This is a genomic window from Mariniphaga sediminis (genome assembly GCF_003573545.1).
Taxonomy (GTDB): domain Bacteria; phylum Bacteroidota; class Bacteroidia; order Bacteroidales; family Prolixibacteraceae; genus Mariniphaga; species Mariniphaga sediminis.
The window spans coordinates 111,557-134,508 of record NZ_QWET01000011.1 but is presented as its reverse complement, the minus strand read 5'-3'; the positions used below and the strand labels follow the sequence as shown (position 1 = coordinate 134,508).

Below are 22,952 nucleotides of genomic sequence, written 5' to 3'. Positions count from 1 at the left end.
CTATAAAATTAAATGTTATGAAAACAATGCAATCACTCCAAATTATGAAAACCAATGCCCGGACTGCCGGCATTTTATACCTGATAATTATAATATCGGGGTTATTTAGCGAGATGTTTGTCCGTTCGGGAATCATTGTCCCGGGAGACGCCGCAGCAACTGCAGGTAACATTACAACCCATTCCTTTTTATTTCGGGTGGGTTTTATCAGCGATTTGGTCATGGTTATGAGCGATGTGGGAGTTGCCCTGCTGTTATATCTGCTTTTAAAGCCTGTCAACCAGGGGCTTTCCATGCTGGCAGCCTTTTTCAGGCTGGCGCAGGCTACCGTGATTGGCATCAACCTGCTGAACTTTTATTTGCCATTACTCCTTTTAGGCGAAGGGGATTACCTCAGCAGCTTTTCAGGCGAGCAGCTAAACGCACTCTCGCTTCTTTTTCTGAATGCCCATTCGTATGGCTACCTGATTAGTGGCGTATTTTTCGGGATCAGTTGTATATTTCTTGGCCACCTGATTTTCCGAGCCGAATATTTCCCCAAATGGCTGGGGGCTTTAGTAGTTGCTGCCGGAATCAGCTATTTAATCGACTGTGTAGTCAACTTCCTTTTTCCGGAACTTGCCTCAACAAGTGAGATTCTGGTTATTACGGTTGCCGTAATTTCAGAATTATCGCTTTGCTTATTCTTACTGATAAAAGGAGTAAAAACAACCGTTTTGCTAAAATAACTTGTGCCCCACAGATGCACCGGGTGACCCGACATTTGGGAAATTTACCATACAACTCCCTCCTCGCAGCTACGAGGAGGGAGTGCTGGAAACGGACAAACTTAATCTTTAACGACTTTACCAATTATCAGGTTCTTTTTCCCATTAACCGATAGGTATAAACACCCGGCGTTAAATCTTCCGTTTTGACAGTATGCAGGTTCTCTCCGCTAATTAATGAAACCTCTGTTGTTTTCATTGTATTACCCAACATATCATATATTTCGATTCTCATTTTTTCGGCGGTACTGCACGTAATGTTAAACGATATCGTATTTTGAAATGGCCACCATTCCCAAAAAAAACTTTTACACTGCCGCACCCGGCCAAACCAGGGAAAGAAAAGTACATTATTTTACAAGAATCAGTACACTAAAGAATACTGTTGTCATGTCAACTTCAGAATGTCATTTCGATCCCAGGGAGAAATCTGCTACAACATTGAGATTTCTCATCTTCGTGCCTCAGATTCGAAATGACAGTACGAGACAATTTATCTTTGACATGACACTACGTACCTTCTGCTAACAGTTTATCAAAATATTGGATAGTTTGCACCAGTCCTTCGCGCAGTGGCACCGATGGCTCCCATCCTCCCAGTTTTTCGCGGGCCAGCCGGATATCAGGTTGCCGTTGCACCGGATCGTCTTCGGGCAAAGGGAGGTAAACAATTTTCGATTTGGAGCCGGTGATATCGAGAATTTCCCGGGCAAGCTGCAGCATGGTAAACTCTCCCGGGTTTCCAATATTTACAGGGCCGGTAAATTCCTCTTCGGTATTCATCATTCGCACCATTCCTTCCACCAAGTCGCTCACGTACTGAAAACTGCGCGTTTGGGTTCCGTCACCAAAAATGGTAATATCTTTATCTTGCAGCGCCTGTACAATAAAATTGGAGACAACCCTGCCGTCGTCCGGTTCCATTTTGGGGCCGTAAGTATTGAAAATCCGAACAATTTTTATTCTGACTTTATTTTGCTTGTGGTAATTTACAAACAACGATTCGGCACAGCGTTTCCCTTCGTCATAACAAGACCTGACACCGATCGGGTTTACATTTCCCCAGTAACTTTCGGGCTGAGGATGTACCTCAGGATCACCGTAAACCTCGCTGGTGGAGGCCTGTAGTATTTTCGCTTTAATACGCTTTGCCAGTCCCAGCATATTAATAGCCCCCATCACAGAAGTTTTAATGGTTTTGATAGGATTGTACTGGTAATGAACCGGCGACGCAGGGCAGGCCAGGTTATAAATTTCATCTACTTCGATGTAGTAAGGCATTGTTACATCATGTCTTACCAACTCGAACCAGGGATTACCGATGAGGTGGACAATCTTTTGTTTCTTCCCTGTAAAATAATTATCGAGGCAGATTACTTCGTTTCCCTGTTTCAGGAGGTACTCACACAAGTGAGATCCCACAAAGCCGGCTCCTCCGGTTACCAGAATCCGTTTCATATCCTAACTTTTTACTGATTTTCGACCAATAGGATAGTATGTAAAGGAGAGTTCCTGTAGTTCGGAGGGGTCGTAAATATTCCGCCCGTCAAAAATCAATTTGTCTTTTAGGAGTCGTTCCAACACTTTAAAATTGGGTAGCCTAAACTCGGGCCATTCTGTTATAAGCACCAGGCCATCGGCATCAATGCAGGCTTCGTACTCATCTTTGGCAAATGTAATTTTGTCACCCAAAATCCGTCGGGCTTCATCCATGGCCACCGGGTCATAAGCGGTAACAGTTGCTCCGGCCTGCAGCAGTTTTTCTATAACCACAAGAGACGGCGCTTCCCGCATATCATCTGTTTTTGGTTTGAATGCCAGTCCCCATAAGGCAAACCTGCGTCCTTTTAAATCACCGTTAAAATGACTGTATATTTTATGAAATAGTACAGATTTTTGGCGATCATTCACTTTTTCAACGGCTTTCAGAATATCGAGCGAATGGCCGTGTTCATCGGCCGTGCGGATAAGCGCCTGTACATCTTTTGGGAAACAGGAGCCCCCGTAACCCGTTCCGGGATACAAAAACTTATTTCCAATACGGGGATCGGAGCCGATTCCCTTTCGAACGGCATCAATATCAGCGCCCATTATTTCGCATAAATTGGCAATGTCGTTGATAAAGCTAATACGGGTAGCCAGCATGGAGTTGGCCGCATATTTGGTCATTTCAGCGGATGTGATGTCCATAAATAAAATTGGATGGCCATTCAGCAAAAAAGGTTTGTATAACCGCTTCATCACCTTTTGGGCTTTTTCCGATTCGGTTCCGATAACAATACGGTCGGGACGAAGAAAATCTTCTACCGCACTCCCTTCCTTTAAAAATTCCGGGTTTGAAGCCACATCAAAAGGAATATCAACCTTTCTCTTTTTCAGTTCTTCCAGAATGGCTTCCTTTACCTTAACCGAAGTACCGACAGGCACCGTACTTTTGGTGGCAACCACCATGTAATGATCCATGTTTTGTCCGATTTCACGCGCCACCGCAAGTACATATTTCAGATCGGCGCTACCATCTTCGTCTGGCGGGGTACCAACAGCAATAAAAACGGCTTCTGTATCCTGCAGACTATCTGCCAGGCCGGTGGTAAATTTCAGCCTTCCTTTTTCCACATTTCGTTTGTAAATATCATCCAGGCCGGGCTCGTATATGGGAATCTGACCGTTATTCAGCATATCAATTTTCCGCTGATCTACATCAACACAAACCACATCAACACCTGTTTCGGCAAAGCAGGTCCCCGAAACCAATCCTACATAGCCGGTACCTATCACTGAAATCTTCATACAAAAATGCGTTTTTTGAAAGTTTAAAATTTTTCAAAAGTACCATTTTTTAAGAGGCAGCACATAATTTTTCAACGAAAATGAACAATCTTCAATTTTAAAAGATAACTTGTACTGACTTTCCAAAAATTATGTATTTTAATCGCTGTAAAAATAGATATGCGCGTATTGTGTCAAGGTAAAGAGTGTGTATATCCCTTCCTTTCTCCTTCAATGTTGAACGGGGAAACGGCACAGGGTTTATTTTCAGTTCAGAGGAACGGCGGAATATATCATCTAATACAACACGACACTCTATCCAATTGCTGACAAATCCTGCATTGAATAAAAACGGGGAGCTAAAGAACATAGAAAAGGGGACTAATATGAATAAAAAAACTGATCAGAATAATTCTGATCTGGCAAGAGAAATTGCTGCAAGAAAATTAGCTGAGGAAAAGTTGGCAACCCTCAAAAATAAATGGGAAAGCCGGGAAAAAGGATATAATAAGCTACTTCATTCTTTTAAGGATATCGTATTATTTTTTAAAAGTGATGGCCGTATCAATACTGTTAAACCACATGAAAATAGCAAGCTATTCAAAAAAAACATACCACAAGGGGACCTTTCCATTTATACCGCTTTTAATGAAGAGCTGACTGAAAAATTTTCCCATGCCATAAAAGAATGCCTCGTTCATAAAGATTTCACTTTTGTGTTTCAGCAATCAATCTCTAAAAATATATTGCATTTTGAAGCCCGGTTGTCTAAAATAGCCCCGGATGAGGTACTGGCAATTATCAGAGACACAACTCAACTGGCTCAAAATAAAAAAGAGCTGGAGAAGGCCAAAGCCAATGAGGAGACCGCACTCCGCTCAAGATCCGAATTTCTGACCAGTGTATCGCACGAAATACGTACGCCGTTGAATGCGATTCTTGGTTTTAGTCAGTGGCTGTATGAAAACACACATGATCCTCAACATTTGGAATACCTCCAGACTATTTTACAAAGTGCGCGAAACCTGCTCAACCTGCTCAACGATATTCTCGATCTCTCCAAAATAGAATCGGGGAAAATGGATATCGATATTAATCCCATGAATTACCATGAGGTAATAAATGATATTAAACTGGTATTTCAGCGTAAAGTAGAAGAGAAAGGACTGACACTGAAAATAACTACCGACAGTACCGTGCCCGGCTTTATTTGTATGGATGAATTACGGTTTTACCAGATTATTTTCAACCTGGTTAGTAATGCGGTAAAATTTACAGACAAAGGGCATGTCCACATTTCGGCACATGCTGTGCAAACAGAAGACAAAGACGAGGTAAATCTTATTATTTCCATAGAAGATACGGGGATTGGAATAAAGGAAAACCGGCAAAAAAACATATTTGATTCATTTACCCAACAAAGTGCACAAAACAACAAGACTTACGAAGGTACCGGCCTGGGACTGGCAATTGTGCAGGGATTGCTGAAAAAACTCAATGGAACCATTGACCTTCAAAGTAAACCCGGAAAAGGTTCGGTTTTTACAGTAACATTTTTTAAGGTAAAAGTCGATCGCACAGAAAATATACGCGTAGAAACAATAAAAGAAGGGGCTGCCATGAAACTGGCTCCATGCACCATCATGATTGCCGATGATATAAACTACAATACCCTGGTACTAAAACAACTAATCAGCTCTGACCAGGTTACCTATATTGAAGCAAGCGACGGTACCGAGGCCCTTGCCAAACTGAAAACCGAAAGGCCGGACATTATTTTTATGGACATTCGTATGCCGGGGATCAGCGGGTTCGATGCCACCGAGCTAATAAAACAGGACAACGAACTGAAACACATTCCGGTAATTGCGTTTACCGCTTCTACGCTGAAAGATCAGAACAGCCGGATAAACAGTCTTTTTGACGGGTTCCTGCAAAAGCCGGTATTCAAAAAAGACCTCGAAGCCCTTCTTAAAAGGTTCCTGAAATTCAGTTATGTGGAAGAGGAACAAAAAACGCCCAAAGAAAACTATCCGGAATTACCGGAAGAATGCAAAAAAAACCTGCCATTTATTCTGAAGGCCTGTCAAACTTCTTTTTACAAAAAATGGGAACAGATAAAGGATAACCTGATAATTTTTGAAATCAAAGGTTTTAAAAATGAACTGGGGAAAATGGCCTCGAAAAGAGCCTGTACCCCAATTCTCGACTATTGCGCTGAACTTGAGTCCGGCCTGAAATCATTCGACGTTGAATTAATAAAAAGAAAATTAAACGAATTTCCGGAACTGATTAAAGTGCTGGAGACCCTTAATAAAAAATGATTCGTTAATTTTGCATATTGTGAAAATTGAAAGAAATAAAATTATTTCGAAGCTACTGGATTATACCCGGCCTGGGAAACTGAAGAACGATCGTCAGATTATAGTTTTTGCAATATGTGTGCTTATTGCAACCGTACTTTGGTTTTTAAATGCGTTGGAAAAAGACTACTCCTCCACATTAACCTATTCAGTAAAATATGTCAATCCGCCGGAGGAGTTGTTCCTTGCCAACACGCCCCCTTCCAAACTCGAACTAAATGTGCAGGCACATGGTTTTACCCTGCTGCGTCATAAGTTGGCCTTCTCCTTCTCCCCCATTGTTATTGATTTAACCGAAATTAGAAATAACATGGAAAACGGAGGAAATACAGTTAGAATGTCAACGGAAAACCTGGTCAAGCTTGCCAATAACCAGGTAAGCAAAGAGATTTCCGTTGTGGACGTTTCGCCCCAAACGATTTCCCTGATTTTCGACAGTCTGGCTACCAAATCAGTTTCAGTCCTTCCGCAGGTGACTTCCGGGTTCAAACCTCAGTTTTACCAGAAAGGGGAAATATCAGTAAAACCCGAAAGCCTGCTTATTTCCGGGCCATCGGCCATTCTCGACACCATTTATTCACTGCATACCGAACTGAAAACGTTTAGCGGATTGGATGCCACCGTCGAGAGCCGGGTCAGGGTGGTACATCCCGATAATATTAAAATTTCGCCCAACGAAGTGTTGCTTCACATACCGGTGGAAAAATTTACGGAAAAAGAACTTTCATTGCCGGTACAGGTAATAAATATGCCCGAAGGATTGGGATTAAAATTATTCCCCGCCCAAATTTCTGTTCTGTTTTTGGTGGGCCTCAGCGATTATGAAAATATTTCGCCCACTGATTTCAGGGTGGTGGTTGATTATCAGAAAATTTCTTCGGGCCATGAAACCCTTGATGTGGCTATCGATGTTAAACCACCTTTTATTCAACTATTAAAGGTTTCGCCTGAGGAGGTTGAGTTTTTAATTGAAACCGAATAACGTAAAATCCCGGAAATGACATTAATTGTGGGTATTACAGGAGGAATAGGCAGTGGAAAGTCGACAGTATGCCGTGTTTTTAAGTTGCTGGGAGTCCCGGTTTTTGAAGCTGACCTGGCAGCTAAAAAACTTTACGATACGAATGAAGAGCTAAAACATGGTTTGATTCGCCTGTTTGGAGAAAAGATTTACACCCCCGATGGCAGGCTTGACCGAAAAAAACTTGCTTCCGTCATCTTCAACAACGACCTTCACCTGGCCAGGGTGAACGAATTGGTTCATCCGATTGTTAGAAACGAATTCAGCAAGTGGCTGAAAAACTACAAAAGTTCGCCTTATGTGATACATGAAGCAGCCATTTTGTTCGAAAGCGGGTTCTACAAAATGATGGATTTTTCCATCCTGGTTTCTGCTCCGGAAGAACAGCGTCTGGAAAGGGTTATTGCCCGCGACGGGGCTACAAAAGAGATGATCAAAAAACGAATGGAAAAACAGTGGCCCGATGAAAAAAAACAAAAACTGGCCGACAGGGTATTGATAAATGACAATAAAAATTTGATAATTCCTGAAATTATTCAGATAGATAAAAGGTTAAAAAAATATGGCAAAATTTGGTAAATGGATTGGCGGAGGATTAGGATGGGCAGTAGGAGGCCCGATTGGCGCTATTTTTGGATTTGTTGTGGGCTCCATTTTCGACGGAAGCACTGGTGAAATGCAAGTGGGAAAAACCACGGGGTATTCGGGCCGCACTACCACCGGCGGATATGTAATGAGCCTGTTGGTTTTGGTTGCCGCCGTTATGAAAGCCGATGGAAAAGTAATGAAATCGGAGCTGGACTATGTCAAAATATTTATGAGGAACAACTTTGGAGAAGCTTCGGCACAGGAAGCCGTGAAACTCCTTCGCGATCTTCTGAAACAGACTATCCCTGTCAATGAGGTGTGTCGTCAGATAAAACAAAATATGAACTATTCTGCCCGGTTGCAACTGCTCCATTTTTTATTTGGTATTGCGCAGGCTGATGGGCATGTAGAAGAAAAAGAACGGCAGCTTATTGAAGTAATAGCCCGGGAAATGGGTTTAGGAAACAGCGATTTTGAATCCATACAGGCTATGTTTGTCCGGAACATCAACGCCGACTATAAAATCCTTGAAATTGAGCCAACCGCTTCCAATGAGGATCTGAAAAAGGCTTACCGGAAAATGGCGATGAAATACCATCCGGACAAAGTGAGCCACCTGGGCGATGATTTCCAAAAAGCGGCTAAAGACAAATTCCAGATGGTAAACCAGGCCTACGAGAACATAAAAAAAGAAAGGAAGATTGCCTGATTCAGGCCGACTTTGCCGGCTCTGTGGCGCAACCCTCGCGGTATTCGGCAATGATTTGCTTCACCTGGGTTGGCGATACCCTTCCGAAAACTTTTTCTCCAACCATTACTACTGGCGCTAAGCCACAGGCACCCACGCAACGCAGGCAGTTGAGCGAAAATTTACCATCGCCGGTCGATTCGCCCACTTCCACCTTCAGTTGCCGTTTAAATTCACTTAAAACCTGCTCCGCTCCGCGCACATAACAAGCAGTGCCCATACAAATGGAAATGGGAAATTCCCCTTTGGGAACCATGGTAAAAAAGCTATAAAATGTAACTACCCCGTACACTTTAGCCACCGAGGTTTTCAGCTCCCTGGCAATTACTTCCTGCACCTCCGCCGGTAAATATCCCAACGTATGCTGAACTTTATGCAACACATTTATCAATTCACCTTCACTATGGTTAAATTCGGAACAAATATCTTTTATAATCTGAATGGTATTTTCTGCAAGTTTTATTTTTGGCATGACCTATGTTTTTATATGTCTCTCGTTTAAAAAAGTTTGATAATATTATTCAAAAGAACGGCAACCAGCGCCAATCTTTCAAGTTCTGTCAAAATACTTGGTATGCAGCAAATGGTGAGCTTTTTCGCTCATTGGTTTTTCCAAAAATTCTTCATATAACTGAATGATGAATGGATTTTCATGCGACTTGCGAATTTTTTTGTTGCTGTCTTCCTGGTAAAGGGCCATCTGACGTTTTTTCAGAATTTCCGCGTTTCCATGATGATAAGGTTGACCTCCGCCACCAATACATCCACCGGGACAGCTCATTATTTCAATAGCATGAAATTCACTTTCGCCCGATTCTATCTTTTCAAGCAGACGGCGTGCGTTCCCTAAACCGTGTGCAATACCAATCTTTAATGGAAACCCTGCAAAATCGATGGTTGCCTGCCGGATGCCATCCATGCCGCGCAGTTCATGGAAATCAAGCTTTGGTAACGGTTTTTTGGTGTACAATTCATAAGCGGTACGCACTGCAGCTTCAATGACCCCGCCGGTGGTACCAAAAATAACCGCCGCGCCGGTAGATTCACCTAAGGGCATATCAAAATCTTCATTAGGCAGCCGGTCAAAACTAATGTTGGCCAGTTTGATCAGATTCGCCAGCTCGCGGGTAGTAATGGCATAATCCACATCGGGATTTCCATCCACTTTAAACTCATCCCGCCCGCATTCATATTTTTTTGCCACACAGGGCATAATGGAAACCACAATCAAATTGTCACGTTCCACCCCCATCTTTTCAGCAAAATAGGTTTTGGCAATGCTGCCGAACATCTGCTGTGGCGAACGCGCTGTAGAAGGAATATCTTTCAGTTGCGGAAACTGGTGTTCAAAAAATTTCACCCAGGCCGGGCAGCATGAAGTCAGAATGGGCAATTTTACGCTTTCGTCCCCCTCCAAAAAGCGCGACAGCCGGTTTAGCATTTCAGTTCCTTCCTCCATAATGGTCAGGTCGGCTCCAAAATCAGTATCGAATACATAATCGAACCCAAGGCGCCGCAATGCTGAAACCATTTTACCGGTAACCAGCGTTCCGGGTTCCAGCCCAAACTCTTCTCCCAAAGCAGCACGCACAGCTGGTGCCGTTTGTACAATCACGGTTTTATCCGGGTCTGAAAGCGCGCGAACAACATGAGCCGTTTGATCCACTTCGGTTAAAGCCCCGGTAGGACAAACAGCAACGCACTGCCCGCAATAAGTGCAAACCGAGTGGTCGAGGTTCATTTCAAAAGCCGGTGAAACCACGGCATTAAACCCACGGTTAATGGCAGACAGAACGCCCACTGTTTGCACCTCGTTGCACATCATCTCGCAACGACGGCACATAATACACTTGTCCACATCGCGGATAATGGCCGGCGAAGTATCTTCCCGGTAAGTAGATTGTTCTCCTTTATAATGAATCTCCCGTATTCCGAGTTGATGAGCCATATCCTGCAATTCGCAATTACCGGACTTTGCACATATCAGACAATCCGCCGGATGGTCTGAAAGAATTAATTCCAACACGGTTTGCCGGGCATTTATCACCCGGATTGAATGGGAATTAACAACCATCCCCTCAGCAACTTCCGTACAGCAGGCAGGCGCCAGGTTTCTCCGACCTTCTACCTCCACCACACAAATGCGGCACCCTCCGGGTTTGTTTTCAATGTTCAGGTCATCCAGTTTCATGTGGCAAAGTGTTGGAATATGAACCCCCGCACTTGTTGCCGCTTCCAGAACGGTAATCCCTTTTTTTACGACTACCGGTTTATTATCTATGGTTAATTGTACTGTATCCATCGTTTCTGAATTTCTTCTCTATGAAAGTTTAATTGCATTGAATTTGCATTTCTCGTAACACGCGCCGCACTTAATACAAAGCGACTGGTCGATGTAATGCGGTTGCCTTCGCTCGCCCGTAATAGCGCCCACCGGACAGTTGCGGAAACACAACGTACAGCCGGTGCACAAATCTTCGATGATTTCATATTTCAGTAGCGCTTTGCACTGTCCCGACGGACATCTTTGTTCCTGTACATGGGCCAGGTATTCATCTTCAAAATTGGCAATGGTAGACAAAACCGGGTTGGGCGACGATTGCCCGAGGCCGCACAAAGAGGTATCTTTAATTACGTTACTCAACAGTTTCAAACGTTCGATATCCTTCTCCTCACCATATCCTTTGGTAATTTTTTCAAGAATCTCATGCAACCGTTTGTTTCCAATACGGCAGGGCGAACATTTTCCGCAGGATTCTTCCAGCGTAAATTCGAGGTAAAACTTGGCAATGGAAACCATACAGTCGTCTTCGTCCATCACAATCATACCGCCCGACCCCATCATTGAACCCGCAGCCAGAAGATTATCGTAATCAATGGGTGTATCCAGAAAATCTTTGGTAAGGCATCCCCCCGAAGGGCCTCCGGTCTGAACAGACTTAAACTCCTTCCCGTCTTTAATGCCGCCACCAATATCGTAAATCACTTCGCGCAACGTTGTTCCCATCGGAACTTCAATCAGTCCTACATTATTGATTTTTCCGGCCAGGGCAAAAACCTTGGTACCTTTCGATTTTTCAGTCCCTATTTCACTGAACCAGGCAGCGCCTTTGTTTATGATGACCGGAATATTGGCAAAGGTTTCTACATTGTTCACATTGGTGGGTTTACCCAGGTAACCGGCCACCGACGGGAATGGCGGCTTAAAAGTTGGTTCGCCCCGCAACCCTTCCATGGAATGGATAAGCGCTGTTTCTTCACCACACACAAACGCTCCGGCTCCGAGCCGAATGTCAATTTCAAAATTAAAACCAGTACCCAAAATGTCATTGCCCAAAAGTCCGTATTCCCGTGCATGTCTGAGAGCTGTTGTCAGGCGCTCGATAGCCAGGGGGTATTCAGCCCTGATATAAACCAGGCCTTTATCTGCACCGATACAATAACCGCAAATGGCCATGGCTTCGATTACAGAATGCGGATCGCCTTCCAAAATTGAACGGTCCATAAAAGCGCCGGGATCCCCTTCATCTGCATTACAAACCACATACTTTTGATCAGCCTCTGAATTACGGGTAATTTCCCATTTCAAACCGGTTGGAAAACCGCCGCCTCCGCGCCCGCGAAGACCGGAATCCTTTACCTCCTTTATCGTCTCTTCGGGAGTTAGTTCCGTCAAACATTTTCCTAATGCCATGTACCCGTCACGGGAAATATATTCATGAATACTTTCCGGGTTAATAAAACCACAATTCCGCAAGGCAATGCGCATCTGTTTCTTGTAAAAATCCATTCCTTTGGAATCGCTGATTTGCTGATTGGTATGCGGATCTTTGTAAAGCAACCGTTGAACCGGTCTCCCTTTCAGCAAATGCTCTTTTACAATTTCCTCGGCATCAGAAGGCTTAACCTCTACATAAAAGGTATTGTCGGGCAACACTTTAACGATGGGTCCTTTTTCACAAAAGCCAAAGCAGCCGGTAAGTACCACCTGAGCTTCTTCTTTCAGGTTTGCCTCATCAATCCAGTACTTCAACGATTTTTTAATTTCATCACTCTCTGATGATTTACAGCCTGTCCCGCCGCAAATCAGAAGGTGTATTTTATAGTCGGTCATAATTGATCAGTTGAATATTCTTAATCGTCAATTGTCCTAAAAGTCAATGGGATAACGCCATCAATAAGTTCCCCCCGTTTGATGTAAACATCAATAATTTCTTCCGCTTTTTCTTTATCCACGAAGCCAAAAATCACAGGTTCCTTTCCCGGGAGAGTAATCTCCACAGTTGGTTCGGCATAACAGTATCCCATACATCCGGTTTGCGTTACCACAGCGTCAATGGCCTGCTGTTCCAGCTCGTCCATAAAATACTTCATGGTTTCTTTGGCACCGGAAGCAATCCCGCAAGTTGCCATGCCGACCTTAACCTGGACCACCTGCTCAGGATGGTCGCTGTTTTCACGTAATCTGATTTTGGACTGAACCTCATCCCTTATTTTTCGGAGATCTGCCAGTGTCTTTATTTTTGTCATAGTTGAAACGGTTTTTATTTTGGTTACTTGCTTGCTTTTATCTCGACAAGATTGTTTTTCATCATCTCAACAAGGGCCTTTCTCACCTCTTTGTGTTGAAGGGAAACCCCTTCAAACATCTCCCTTATTTCCTGTGAATCTATTTCAAATGAGTCCTTCCCCACCCGATGACGGTATATCAGTCGAATTCCGGGATTACTCAAAAGAATTAACAGCCAACTGTCCCAAACATCTCCCAGCGGTGGCCGGTCCAGGTGTTCAAGCTGAAAGACAGCCCGCACCTGCGTCCCTTTCCCCGGCTCTGATTGAATTTGAAACGAACCGCCCGCCGTTTCCGCATTTTGTTTTAACAGGGGCAATCCCAGGCCTACTTTCCGGGTAGTTCGGGATGTAAAGAACGGATTAACTGCCTGCTCCAAAACCTCCCTGCTCATTCCTTCTCCATTGTCGTTTACCGACAAGGTATAAAGGTTATTCTTTTTGTCCTCATCAACCATGACTTCAATCAATGTTGCCTTTGCCCTCACTGAATTCTGCACAATATCAAGTACATGCTCAGAGATGGTTTTCATACTATTTCACAAAATCGTTTATCCTGTTGATTCAGCGCCTTTTTTATTTCAGAGAAGCTGATTTCTTCCATGTTAAAGACAGTGTAAATGTCGCCAATTTGTTCCAGAAAATGGGCATCAGAATTGCGAATAAGGGTCGTTTTATTTTGTAAAACATATTGTTTTTTAACATGTTTTTCTGAACCATGTCTTGAAAGGCCTAACGCATCGTATTTTAAACCTGGCGGGATAAAGCCCAACTGGCTTATTATTCCATTCACCGGCCGGTCGATATGGGCCGGGATAAAAATGCCATTCAGCTTTTCCACCGTTTGCTGAAGGGAGTGGATATCGGTTTTAAGCGCCGCCGGAAGATAGTATGGCACCAGCTCGAGGATATTCTCCTGTTCATCAATTACCGGTTGGTAACCAAAATAATTTTCAGTGTTCGGAATACGGGTTATATTTTCATCGATAAAATCCTGAAATTGGTGCAGTTGTTCCTGTTCGGCAAAAAAAGCAAGGCAATGTACCTCTTCTTTCGTAGTGACTTCAGCCCCGGTCAGCGTAAAAATTCCTGTTTCTTCCGCTATTTTTTTTACCAGCAAAGCATGTTTTGTAGCGTTATGATCCGTAATGCCAATAATATGTAAACCGCTTGCCCGGGCCTTTTTCACAATGTTATTGGGGGTCATTTCCAAATCAGCACAGGGCGACAACAAAGTATGGATATGTAAATCAGCCCTGTATTTTTTCATGATGATTTTAACTCGTTGAATAGCACTCCGGCCATTTCAAAAGTTCCCCTGTTTGTCCCAAGCAACGGAATACCTTCTTCCCTGCTCCGCGCTAATGTGTCATCATCCGGTTCCAGGCCTTTCACCAGGATAACCGCCGCCAGGTCTTTCAAGGAAGCAATGGCCATTACATTCTGGTGGGTCTGCAATGTTATCCAAACTTCATTCTCTTTGGCATGCCCCATCACATCGCTTAAAAGGTCGGAAACATAGCCTCCGGAAATCTCTTTTCCCAGGCTTTCCTGGCCCGCAAATACCTTCAAGCCATATTTTTCAACCAAATCAGAAACCTTCATTTCTTCCTCCTTTCTTATTGCAATCGGCCTCAAAACGCTTTTTACCCCAGATTCTTTCCAGGTTAGCGCAAGCCTTGTCCGGTTTTACTTTTAGTTCTTTTATAAATTTATTCTGAAGGAAAATACAATCTGTCATCCGGGCTTTTCCCTGCACAATATCTTCTGCCAATGCGTGGCAGTTTGGCGCCCCGCACCCGGCACAGTCAATACCCGGCAAATGGCAAAGAATGTTATTAATCTTCTTCATCTTTTCCAGGGCGCGGGTGCGATCCTGATCCAAAACAAAAACAGGACGTGGCTCTACATTATCCGAGATCAGCTTTTTCTGCACAGTTTCCTTCCTGACTCCTTCGGGATTGATTTGAGAAGCTTTGGGATACCGTAATGCTCTTTTTTGCAAGCGCTCCACGGTAAGAAACCGGTTACCGGTAAGCAGAATTCCCCCGGCACAACCCTGGTTGCACGACTTCAACTCCAGAAAATCGAGTTTTGGAACCTCATCATTTTCCAGGCGTTCCAGAAACTTCACCACATTATGAATGCCGTCGATAGCCATCGATCGTTTTTTGAACCAGGAAGCTTCGCCACGTGGGAGGCTCCACAAAATGCCTTCCCGGCTCAGGTACTGCCTGAAACCGGAAGTGTCAGTTGTTTCATTTGCCGGAAGCAGCCTCATTATCCGGTTATACAAATCCTTCATATTAATAACTCCGGTAACAATCGATTCCTTTTCGGCTACCGGCTGGTTAACAGCCGCCATTTTTGCCGAGCACGGTGAAACATAAAAAATACCGATTTCACTTTCGTTGGCTCCCTGCATTTTTAATTGCTCTATGGCAAAATGAGCCGCTAAATCATGAGGGGCTTTTCGCGGGGCAATATTCCGGGTCAGCGAAGGATATTTGGATTGAATCAACCGTACGATGGCCGGACAGAAGGAAGAAATAAGTGGCCCTTCGGCCAACTCCTGACTGCTTTCCTTGATTGATTCCATTAGCCATAAGGCAGGCTGCTCCACTTCAAAAATATGTGTAAATCCCAAACGAAGCAACGCCTCATAAATACGCCCTTCTGAATAAATCTCGGAAAACTGGCCGATAAAAACCGAGGGAAACAAAACCACGCGGTATTTAAAATCTTCAATATGGCTCAGTTGATTCTGTTCAACATAAAACGCATCTACCGGACAGGCACGCAAACAGTTTCCACAATCTACACAACGGTATTGATCGATGGTAGCAACCCCGTCCACAATGCGGATGGCTTCGGTAGGACAAATCTTCATACAATGGGTACAGCCAAAACACTTTTCGGTATCCACTTTCAATGCATGATATTTTGTTTTCCCTTTCATGAATAATTGCACCTGAACGTTAAAATTGTCCCTTTTCCCACTTCACTTTCAATATGTAAATTATCTGTGTTTTTTGCTATGTTGGACAATCCCATTCCCGCTCCAAACCCCATTTCCCGCACCTCTTTCGAAGCGGTGGAATAACCAGGTTGCATAGCCTGTTCAATATTTTCGATACCAGGTCCCTGGTCGGTAACAACTACCTCAACTTCCGTTTCACCAAACAGCGCCTTCACCTGCCCCCGGTGAGCATGAGCCGCCACATTTACCTCCGCTTCGTACACGGCAACAACAACCCGTTTTATGATCCGCGTGTCAATATTCAATTGTTTCAACACCTTTTTTATCTGGCTCGAAGCTTTTCCAGCGTTGGAAAAATCACCTCCTTCTATTTGAAAAACCAATTCGAGTGCCATCAGTAAACTTCTTTTAATCCATTAGAATACAGTATGCCACTGGCTTTATAAATAGAAAAAGGAGTTTCCAGAATAATGAGATTATTTTCGTTTGCCAGCTCAATCATTTCCGGAGAAGCCTGCTTTCCGCGGGCAAGCAGTACCGCCTGGATATCGGCCATTTCGGCCGTACGAACCAGTTGAAGGTTTGAAAGCCCGGTAATTAATAAAATATTTTCTTCGTCGAGGGTAAGCACATCGCTCATTAAGTCGGAACTGAAACCTTTTTCCAGGTCCTTGTCATTTTCCGGGTTACCTGTAACAACAGATGCTTCGGTATATTTAATAATTTCACTGATCTTCACGGTCGGTAGTTGATATTGATTTTTGAAATCTTTTCAGCAAATATACAGGAAGATTCAAACCCATATACTGTCAAATATCAAAAAATCCTGTTTTTAAATAGATTTAAAATGAATGTAAATAAGGTTTTTATTCATTACATTTCGGACTGATTGTATTCCTGAAAAAAAATAAAAATGATTTACGACAAAAAATCTTTCCTGCCCGGGAATATCGAAGATCCGGAATTTTATCAGAAAATTTTCGATGCATTGCCGATTCCTATATTTTACCGGGACTTAAAAGGCGTTTACCAAATGTGTAATAAAGCCCACGAAGAATTTTCCGGAAGGCCAAGAGCGCAAATCATTGGCCAGTCAGTATTTGAAATTCACACAAAACACATGGCTGAAATTTATTATCACAAAGATCAGGATCTGCTGGCCAACCCTGACATTCAAATTTATGAAACAAAGGTAAAACAAAGAGACGGGTCGCGACTGGATGTGGTAATCAACAAGGCAGTTATCCGGAATAATGACGGCAAAATTGTTGGAATTGTTGGTTCCATAAACGATGTAACCAAATTGAAAAAAACCGAAAAGAGGCTGGAAAAAGCCCAGGAGTCGATGGAAATTTCATCGCACATGTTACATAAAATAAATGTGGGTATTTTAATGATGGACGAAAACCAAAAGGTGGTCGACTCCAACGAAAGTTTTGCCCGGTTGATGGGTGAAGAAACAGCAGAACTTTTCGATACAATTCCCGGACTGAAAGGCGCTGACGTGGAAGAGCTTGTGCCGGAGGTTATTTTCAAAATGCTCTCAAGCATCCTCTCCTCGGGAGAAGATATACTGGAACGCGACATTAAATACAGCGAAAAACTGCTGCATGTTTCGGTAGTTACCCTTTACAAACAAAAAGTGGTGGGGGCGGTTATCCGCGACATGTCGGCACCACTGCTGGTACGCGATGAGATTATTAACCGGGCCCAGCGTATTAAGGAACAAAACATTGAAACCGTACAAAAAATTGCCTACCTGCTGGGTGAAAATGCAGCCGAAACAGAAGAATTACTTAACTCAATTGTAGAATCATACCGATATGGTAACGACCACTAACCTGAATTACCACGTTGAAATAGACGTTCAGCAAAAACGTCCCAAAGGCGAAATTGCCTGCGGAGATGTTTTTATGTCCGATATTTTTAAAGAAGAAGGTCGCACCATTCTGGTTTTGAGTGACGGAATCGGGCATGGGATAAAGGCCAGTGTTTTGGCTACACTTACCGCTACCATGGCGCTGAAATATACCCGCTTTCATACCAAGCCGGAAATTTCAGCGAAAATTATTATGGAGGCACTTCCTAAAAGCAGTGACGGAAAAGAAAGCTACGCCACGTTTACTATTATTGAACTGGAAACCGACGGACGGGTGCGCATCATTAATTATGACAATCCACCGGTACTCATCATTAGAAACGGACAACTTTTTGAACCACGCGAATACGAACTGGAAATACGAGGCCGGGAAAATGTGGGTAAACTTCTGAGATGCCGGGAATTTATTGCTCGCAAAGAAGACAGGATAGTATTTCTGAGCGATGGTGTGGTACAATCGGGGCTCGGAAACAAAAGATATCCGATGGGCTGGGGAGTTGAAAATATTTATGATTTTGCCCTGAACCAGGTTAACCGCATGCCTGATATTTCGGCGGCAAAACTGGGCCGGAAAATTATCAACCAGGCAGTAATAAACGATAATTTCGAGATGAAAGATGACACCACCTGCGGAGTTATTTATTTCAGGGAACCGCGAAAGTTTATGCTAATTACCGGACCTCCATTTTACAAAATAAAAGATTATGATTTTGCTGACCGGATCAAAAGCTTTAACGGAAAAAAAATTATCTGCGGTGGAACCACTGCCGAAATCATTGCTCGCGAATTAGACATCGAAGTTGAGATCCAGCACATTGCAAAAAATCCGGAAATGTTGCCCCCTGTGGCCAATATGGACGGTTTTGAAATGGTAACAGAAGGGATACTCACGCTGGGAAAAGTAGAAGAGATACTGGAAAACTACAACAGCGACACCCGGTTGCAGGATAGTCCGGCAGAAAAGGTGGTAAAACTTTTGCTTCAGCACGACAGCATTGAGATTATCCTGGGAACCCGTATCAACTGGGCCCATCAGGATCCGGAACAACCGCTTGAACTGGAACTTCGGAAATTTGTGGTCAAACGTATTGTCAAAATCCTGACCAACAAATTTTTCAAGCACGTAGAAGTAGAATATTTGTAGCACAAAAAAACTACCGCAAATTTTACGGTAGTTCTTTTTTTAAGCGCCCTTACCTTCTCTCACGAATCCTTCTTATTTTACCTTCCCAGGCTCGCTCATTCAACTTCACCATTCTTAGGGTTTGTAATGGAAAATTAATTACTGAATTGAGTTTCCCTTCATCGTATTTTTAATATTTTTTTATCGTGTTTTCTATTTGTTAATCACATAACAAATTAAACCATAATAATTGATATACAACCAATTCCGGAAACTGATAAGCAAGGTTACATTTTCTGAAAGTCCGGTTCAAAGTTACCTACCCGGAAAGAAAAGAATACAGAACTTCCATCTAAGAAACAGGGTTAACCTGGGTATAAAAGTTATCAGATAAAAAACAAAAGAGAGGGGCTGAACAACCCCTCTCTTTTTATAACTGTTTCATTTTTAATTCAACTAAACCATCGGATACTTTTTAAATACATCTTCCGACTTCATCAAAATATCTACATACTGTCCGCGCTGGTATACAAACGGATCTTTCATACTCTTCCGCGAAAGCATACCCCTGAAGTCATTCAGCGATTTAAATTCATGCTCATCCATCCACTTGTTCAGATCAATCAATATATCAGAAATTACTTCCGGTTTATTTTTGTAAACGGTACTTACCACCTGAACGGCATCAGCCCCCGCCATAATCATTTTAATTACATCTTTGGCATTATAAATTCCGCGAGAAGCGCAGATACTTCCATCAAGGTTTCCATGGAGTAATCCTGCAAAACGGAGCGCCAGCAAATGATCTTTCCGGTTACTCAAATTCCATGGAAAATAAAATTCTTTGTCTTCCACATCAACATCGGGTTGGAAAAACCGGTTGAAAAGTACATATGCATCGGCACCTGCTTCATCTACTTGCTTGATAAAATTCAATGGGTTCGTATAAAACAATCCAATCTTCACACTCACAGGAATATTTACAGCCCGCTTAACCGCTTCCACTATCTGCACCTGCTTTTCTTCTATTGACTGGCCGGATACTTCAAAATAGCCCGGTACAGAATATAGATTGAGCTCCAGGCCGTCTACTCCTGTTTTTTCCAATTCCTTGGCATATTCAATCCAGGTAGGTTCATAAATAGCATTCAGGCTGGCAATAACCGGAACATTGACGCTCTTTTTAAGCTTCTCCAGATTAAAAAGATGCTCTTTTGGTCCGGCATGCTCGATACTGGGAAACAAATGTTCCATCTCCGCATTCCGGTATTCATACTCGGCTAAAAATTCCGACATTTCCAGATTCTCCAGTTGAATCTGTTCCTCAAACAACGATTTGTAAACAATGGCTCCTATTCCGGCCTCCTCCAGTTGCGCCGCCATTCCAGGCTTCATTACCAGATTACATGAACCAAGGATAAGAGGATTTTTTAATTTTATACCCATATAGGTAGTTGAAAGATCTGCCATAGTGTTGATTTTTTAGTTATTAATCTGAATTAAATAACTAAATATAAAAAGATTTTGTTCATGAACCAGTTTTAATGAGGTTGATTTTTATCAAAAAATAAAGCCACCTGCTAAATTAACAGATGGCTTTAAGTATTTTAGAAATAAAATCTTATAATAAACTCAAGGTAACGGTTAAACCTGCCATTACCACTGAAACCATTGTCATCAGTTTTATCAGGATATTCAGTGAAGGCCCGGAGGTATCCTTAAACGGGTCACCAACAGTATCTCCTACTACACTGGCTTTGTGCGCTTCACCGCCTTTTCCTCCGTAATTTCCTTTTTCGATGAACTTTTTAGCATTGTCCCAGGCACCACCGGCATTGTTCATAAAAACAGCCAGGGTAAAACCAGAAGTCAAACCGCCTGCAAGCAGTCCGACAACACCTGCAACTCCCATGGTTGCTCCAACAATTACAGGAACGGCAATCGCTACCAACGAAGGCAACAGCATTTCTTTCTGGGCTCCTTTGGTTGAAATCTCAACACATTTGGCATATTCAGGAACAGCTTTCCCTTCCAGGATTCCTTTAATTTCACGAAATTGCCGGCGTACTTCATCAACCATTGCACCAGCGGCACGCCCAACAGCTTTCATTGTCATTGCGCTAAATACAAATGCCATCATTGCTCCCAGGAAAATACCTCCCAGGAATAACGGGTTAAACAATGTTATATCGTAAGCTGCAGAAAAATCTTTCACAGAAGCAGTCGATATTTTGACCACTTTTACACCTTCTTCCACAGCGGGTACCACGTCATTATAAAAAACATAACCACCTTTTGTAACGAATCCTTCACCTGCCTTGGCAATTTTATCAAACCACAGGCGCACTTCTTCCATATAAGCGGAAATAAGGGCCATGGCAGTCAGCGCAGCCGAACCAATGGCAAAACCTTTACCTGTAGCAGCCGTAGTGTTACCCAGCATATCCAGCGCATCGGTACGTTCACGTACTTTAGGATCAAGCTCAGCCATTTCAGCATTACCTCCGGCGTTGTCAGCAATCGGTCCAAAAGCATCTGTAGCAAGCGTAATTCCTAAAGTGGAAAGCATCCCCACAGCGGCAAAACCGATACCATAAACTCCCATTGCAAAATGTTGTCCGCCTCCGGCAGCCCAGAAGGCACCCATGATACCCAACACAATGGTTACCACCGGAATCCAGGTAGAATACATTCCCACTGCAAGTCCGTCAATAATAGTAGTTGCGGGTCCTTGTTGTGCCTGCCCGGCAATACCTTTTGTTGGTTTGTATTCGTCCGAAGTAAAATATTCAGTAGCCTGGCCGATAATAACACCGGCAGCCAAACCGATAACTACAGCCCAGAACACACCCCAGGTTACCCAACCAAGGAAAACAAGTCCAATCATAGCAATCAGGATAAGCAGAGAACTACCGCCTGTTCCCAAGAGTAATGCATTGAGCAGGTTTTTCTGTGTAGCCGTTTCTTTGGTACGTACCATAAAAATACCGAGAATAGAAAGGATAATACCAATGGCAGCCACCATCATCGGGGCAAGTACAGCCTGGTATGCCGTCAGTCCGGCATCCTTCATCACCAGGGCAGGCAATGAAGCTCCCAAAGCGGCCGTTGCCAGAATAGAACCGGCGTACGATTCATAGAGGTCGGCACCCATACCGGCTACATCTCCCACATTATCACCTACGTTGTCAGCAATGGTTGCAGGGTTACGCGGGTCATCTTCCGGAATACCAGCTTCCACTTTTCCCACCAGGTCAGCTCCCACATCGGCAGCTTTGGTGTAAATACCACCCCCCACACGTGCAAATAATGCCTGAGTGGATGCTCCCATACCGAAAGTAAGCATAGTAACGGTAATTTCTACCAGTTTGGTTCGTGTACCAGCCTCGGTTAACTCACCATTCAATACATATTCCGGATGAGCATGAACAAAATCAAGCCCTAAAAAATGAAGGCCGTTTGCCATATTTTCCGGGGTGTAAACCAGGTTGTCCAAAGCGAGGAACCAGGCTGCAATGTCGAGCAGGGCAAAACCTACCACAACCAACCCCATTACCGCGCCGCTCCGGAAAGCAACCTGCAATCCTTTGTTAAGCGATTGAGAGGCACCGTGTGCGGTACGTGCAGAGGCAAAAGTAGCCGTTTTCATCCCCAGGAAACCACAAAGCCCGGAGAAAAATCCGCCGGTAAGGAATGCCACAGGAACAAACGGGTTCTGAACCTTAAAATAGGCCATAACAGTTAACAGTATGACCAAAACAATAAATACGAGTGCTACGACTTTGTACTGCCTGCGTAAATAAGCCATTGCACCTTCCCGAACGTACTGCGCAATTTCCTTCATGCGATCTGTACCTTCCGAATTCTTCATCATCGATTTGAAGAATATCCATGCAAAAACCAAAGCTAAAATGGAGGCTAATGGAACTAATAAGAAAATGTTACTCATACGACAAATTTTTTATGTAACACATTGTTACGGTTTAGATTACATACAATTATGCTATTACAAGAGATTTTTTTCTACTCAGCTTGATTTTGGTTCCTTGGAAAAACTTTTTTCCAGCAAGCAAAGATAATTTTAAAAATGAAATGATAAAGGTTTGGTGACCTGTTAAACAATAGGTTGAAAAAAAATTAACAAT

At 43.3% G+C, this 22,952-nt stretch carries 22 protein-coding genes; 7 read left to right on the top strand and 15 right to left on the bottom strand.

Features of this window, described 5'->3' with window-relative positions:
- Window positions 1-17: 17 nt before the first annotated feature.
- Window positions 18-728 (top strand): DUF4386 domain-containing protein, encoded by a 711-nt coding sequence (locus D1164_RS15115; RefSeq protein WP_206611025.1) that lies wholly within the window; start codon window positions 18-20, stop codon window positions 726-728.
- 127 nt (window positions 729-855) lie between these two features.
- Here D1164_RS15115 and D1164_RS24115 read toward each other — a convergent pair whose 3' ends face one another.
- The 3 genes from D1164_RS24115 to D1164_RS15100 all read right to left on the bottom strand — a co-directional run bounded on the left by D1164_RS24115 (window position 856) and on the right by D1164_RS15100 (window position 3,557).
- Window positions 856-1,089 (bottom strand): T9SS type A sorting domain-containing protein, encoded by a 234-nt coding sequence (locus D1164_RS24115; protein ID WP_119350844.1) that lies wholly within the window; start codon window positions 1,087-1,089, stop codon window positions 856-858.
- Window positions 1,090-1,277: 188 nt separating this feature from the next.
- Window positions 1,278-2,225, bottom strand: a complete 948-nt coding sequence (locus D1164_RS15105) for a UDP-glucuronic acid decarboxylase family protein (RefSeq protein WP_119350843.1) — start codon at window positions 2,223-2,225, stop codon at window positions 1,278-1,280.
- Between the two features lie 3 nt (window positions 2,226-2,228).
- A complete protein-coding gene (locus D1164_RS15100; RefSeq protein WP_119350842.1) occupies window positions 2,229-3,557 on the bottom strand; it encodes a UDP-glucose dehydrogenase family protein in 1,329 nt (442 codons plus the stop codon).
- Between the two features lie 365 nt (window positions 3,558-3,922).
- Between D1164_RS15100 and D1164_RS15095 the strand changes: the two genes are divergently transcribed.
- From D1164_RS15095 to D1164_RS15080, 4 genes are read left to right on the top strand one after another with little or no spacing between them, the layout of a single operon-like run.
- A complete protein-coding gene (locus tag D1164_RS15095; protein WP_147372200.1) occupies window positions 3,923-5,860 on the top strand; it encodes an ATP-binding protein in 1,938 nt (645 codons plus the stop codon).
- Window positions 5,861-5,879: 19 nt separating this feature from the next.
- Entirely contained in the window at window positions 5,880-6,881 is a 1,002-nt protein-coding gene (locus D1164_RS15090) for a CdaR family protein (RefSeq protein ID WP_119350840.1), read from the top strand.
- A 15-nt stretch (window positions 6,882-6,896) separates the two neighbouring features.
- The gene (gene coaE / locus D1164_RS15085; protein ID WP_119350839.1) at window positions 6,897-7,499 is read left to right on the top strand and encodes a dephospho-CoA kinase; all 603 of its coding nucleotides are present in this window, start codon (window positions 6,897-6,899) and stop codon (window positions 7,497-7,499) included.
- Window positions 7,483-8,217 carry a TerB family tellurite resistance protein gene (locus D1164_RS15080; RefSeq protein WP_119350838.1) on the top strand — a complete coding sequence of 245 codons (735 nt, stop codon included), beginning with the start codon at window positions 7,483-7,485 and terminating at the stop codon, window positions 8,215-8,217. The genes coaE and D1164_RS15080 overlap by 17 nt, the downstream gene beginning before the upstream one ends.
- Before the next feature lies 1 nt (window position 8,218).
- Here the strand turns inward: D1164_RS15080 and D1164_RS15075 are convergent, their stop codons facing one another.
- The 10 genes from D1164_RS15075 to D1164_RS15030 form a co-directional block, all read right to left on the bottom strand.
- Complete coding sequence (locus D1164_RS15075; protein WP_119350837.1) at window positions 8,219-8,728, bottom strand: NADH-quinone oxidoreductase subunit NuoE family protein; 510 nt, start codon at window positions 8,726-8,728, stop codon at window positions 8,219-8,221.
- A gap of 78 nt (window positions 8,729-8,806) precedes the next feature.
- Window positions 8,807-10,558, bottom strand: coding sequence for an NADH-dependent [FeFe] hydrogenase, group A6 (locus D1164_RS15070; RefSeq protein ID WP_119350836.1), 1,752 nt, complete (start codon window positions 10,556-10,558; stop codon window positions 8,807-8,809).
- Between the two features lie 18 nt (window positions 10,559-10,576).
- Window positions 10,577-12,370 carry an NADH-quinone oxidoreductase subunit NuoF gene (locus tag D1164_RS15065; protein WP_119350835.1) on the bottom strand — a complete coding sequence of 598 codons (1,794 nt, stop codon included), beginning with the start codon at window positions 12,368-12,370 and terminating at the stop codon, window positions 10,577-10,579.
- Window positions 12,371-12,390: 20 nt separating this feature from the next.
- A complete protein-coding gene (locus D1164_RS15060; protein ID WP_119350834.1) occupies window positions 12,391-12,786 on the bottom strand; it encodes a (2Fe-2S) ferredoxin domain-containing protein in 396 nt (131 codons plus the stop codon).
- Window positions 12,787-12,809: 23 nt separating this feature from the next.
- Complete coding sequence (locus D1164_RS15055) at window positions 12,810-13,358, bottom strand: ATP-binding protein (protein ID WP_119350833.1); 549 nt, start codon at window positions 13,356-13,358, stop codon at window positions 12,810-12,812.
- Entirely contained in the window at window positions 13,355-14,095 is a 741-nt protein-coding gene (locus D1164_RS15050) for a PHP domain-containing protein (protein ID WP_119350832.1), read from the bottom strand. Before D1164_RS15050 ends, D1164_RS15055 begins: the two co-directional genes overlap by 4 nt.
- Window positions 14,092-14,430 carry a DRTGG domain-containing protein gene (locus tag D1164_RS15045; protein ID WP_119350831.1) on the bottom strand — a complete coding sequence of 113 codons (339 nt, stop codon included), beginning with the start codon at window positions 14,428-14,430 and terminating at the stop codon, window positions 14,092-14,094. Before D1164_RS15045 ends, D1164_RS15050 begins: the two co-directional genes overlap by 4 nt.
- Window positions 14,417-15,784, bottom strand: a complete 1,368-nt coding sequence (locus D1164_RS15040) for a [Fe-Fe] hydrogenase large subunit C-terminal domain-containing protein (protein WP_119350830.1) — start codon at window positions 15,782-15,784, stop codon at window positions 14,417-14,419. The genes D1164_RS15045 and D1164_RS15040 overlap by 14 nt, the downstream gene beginning before the upstream one ends.
- Window positions 15,781-16,200 (bottom strand): ATP-binding protein, encoded by a 420-nt coding sequence (locus D1164_RS15035; RefSeq protein ID WP_119350829.1) that lies wholly within the window; start codon window positions 16,198-16,200, stop codon window positions 15,781-15,783. Before D1164_RS15035 ends, D1164_RS15040 begins: the two co-directional genes overlap by 4 nt.
- Window positions 16,200-16,544 (bottom strand): DRTGG domain-containing protein, encoded by a 345-nt coding sequence (locus D1164_RS15030; RefSeq protein ID WP_119350828.1) that lies wholly within the window; start codon window positions 16,542-16,544, stop codon window positions 16,200-16,202. Before D1164_RS15030 ends, D1164_RS15035 begins: the two co-directional genes overlap by 1 nt.
- A gap of 174 nt (window positions 16,545-16,718) precedes the next feature.
- On the opposite strand from D1164_RS15030, the gene D1164_RS15025 reads away from it, so the two are divergent.
- Both D1164_RS15025 and D1164_RS15020 read left to right on the top strand, forming a co-directional pair.
- Window positions 16,719-17,645: a PAS domain-containing protein gene (locus D1164_RS15025; RefSeq protein WP_119350827.1), complete on the top strand. Its 927-nt coding sequence runs from the start codon at window positions 16,719-16,721 to the stop codon at window positions 17,643-17,645.
- Window positions 17,629-18,828: a SpoIIE family protein phosphatase gene (locus D1164_RS15020; RefSeq protein WP_119350826.1), complete on the top strand. Its 1,200-nt coding sequence runs from the start codon at window positions 17,629-17,631 to the stop codon at window positions 18,826-18,828. Before D1164_RS15025 ends, D1164_RS15020 begins: the two co-directional genes overlap by 17 nt.
- 435 nt (window positions 18,829-19,263) lie before the next feature.
- On the opposite strand, the gene D1164_RS15015 is transcribed toward D1164_RS15020, so the two are convergent.
- Both D1164_RS15015 and D1164_RS15010 read right to left on the bottom strand, forming a co-directional pair.
- A complete protein-coding gene (locus D1164_RS15015) occupies window positions 19,264-20,277 on the bottom strand; it encodes a dihydroorotate dehydrogenase-like protein (protein ID WP_119350825.1) in 1,014 nt (337 codons plus the stop codon).
- Between the two features lie 151 nt (window positions 20,278-20,428).
- Window positions 20,429-22,756 carry a sodium-translocating pyrophosphatase gene (locus tag D1164_RS15010; RefSeq protein WP_119350824.1) on the bottom strand — a complete coding sequence of 776 codons (2,328 nt, stop codon included), beginning with the start codon at window positions 22,754-22,756 and terminating at the stop codon, window positions 20,429-20,431.
- Window positions 22,757-22,952 lie beyond the last annotated feature (196 nt).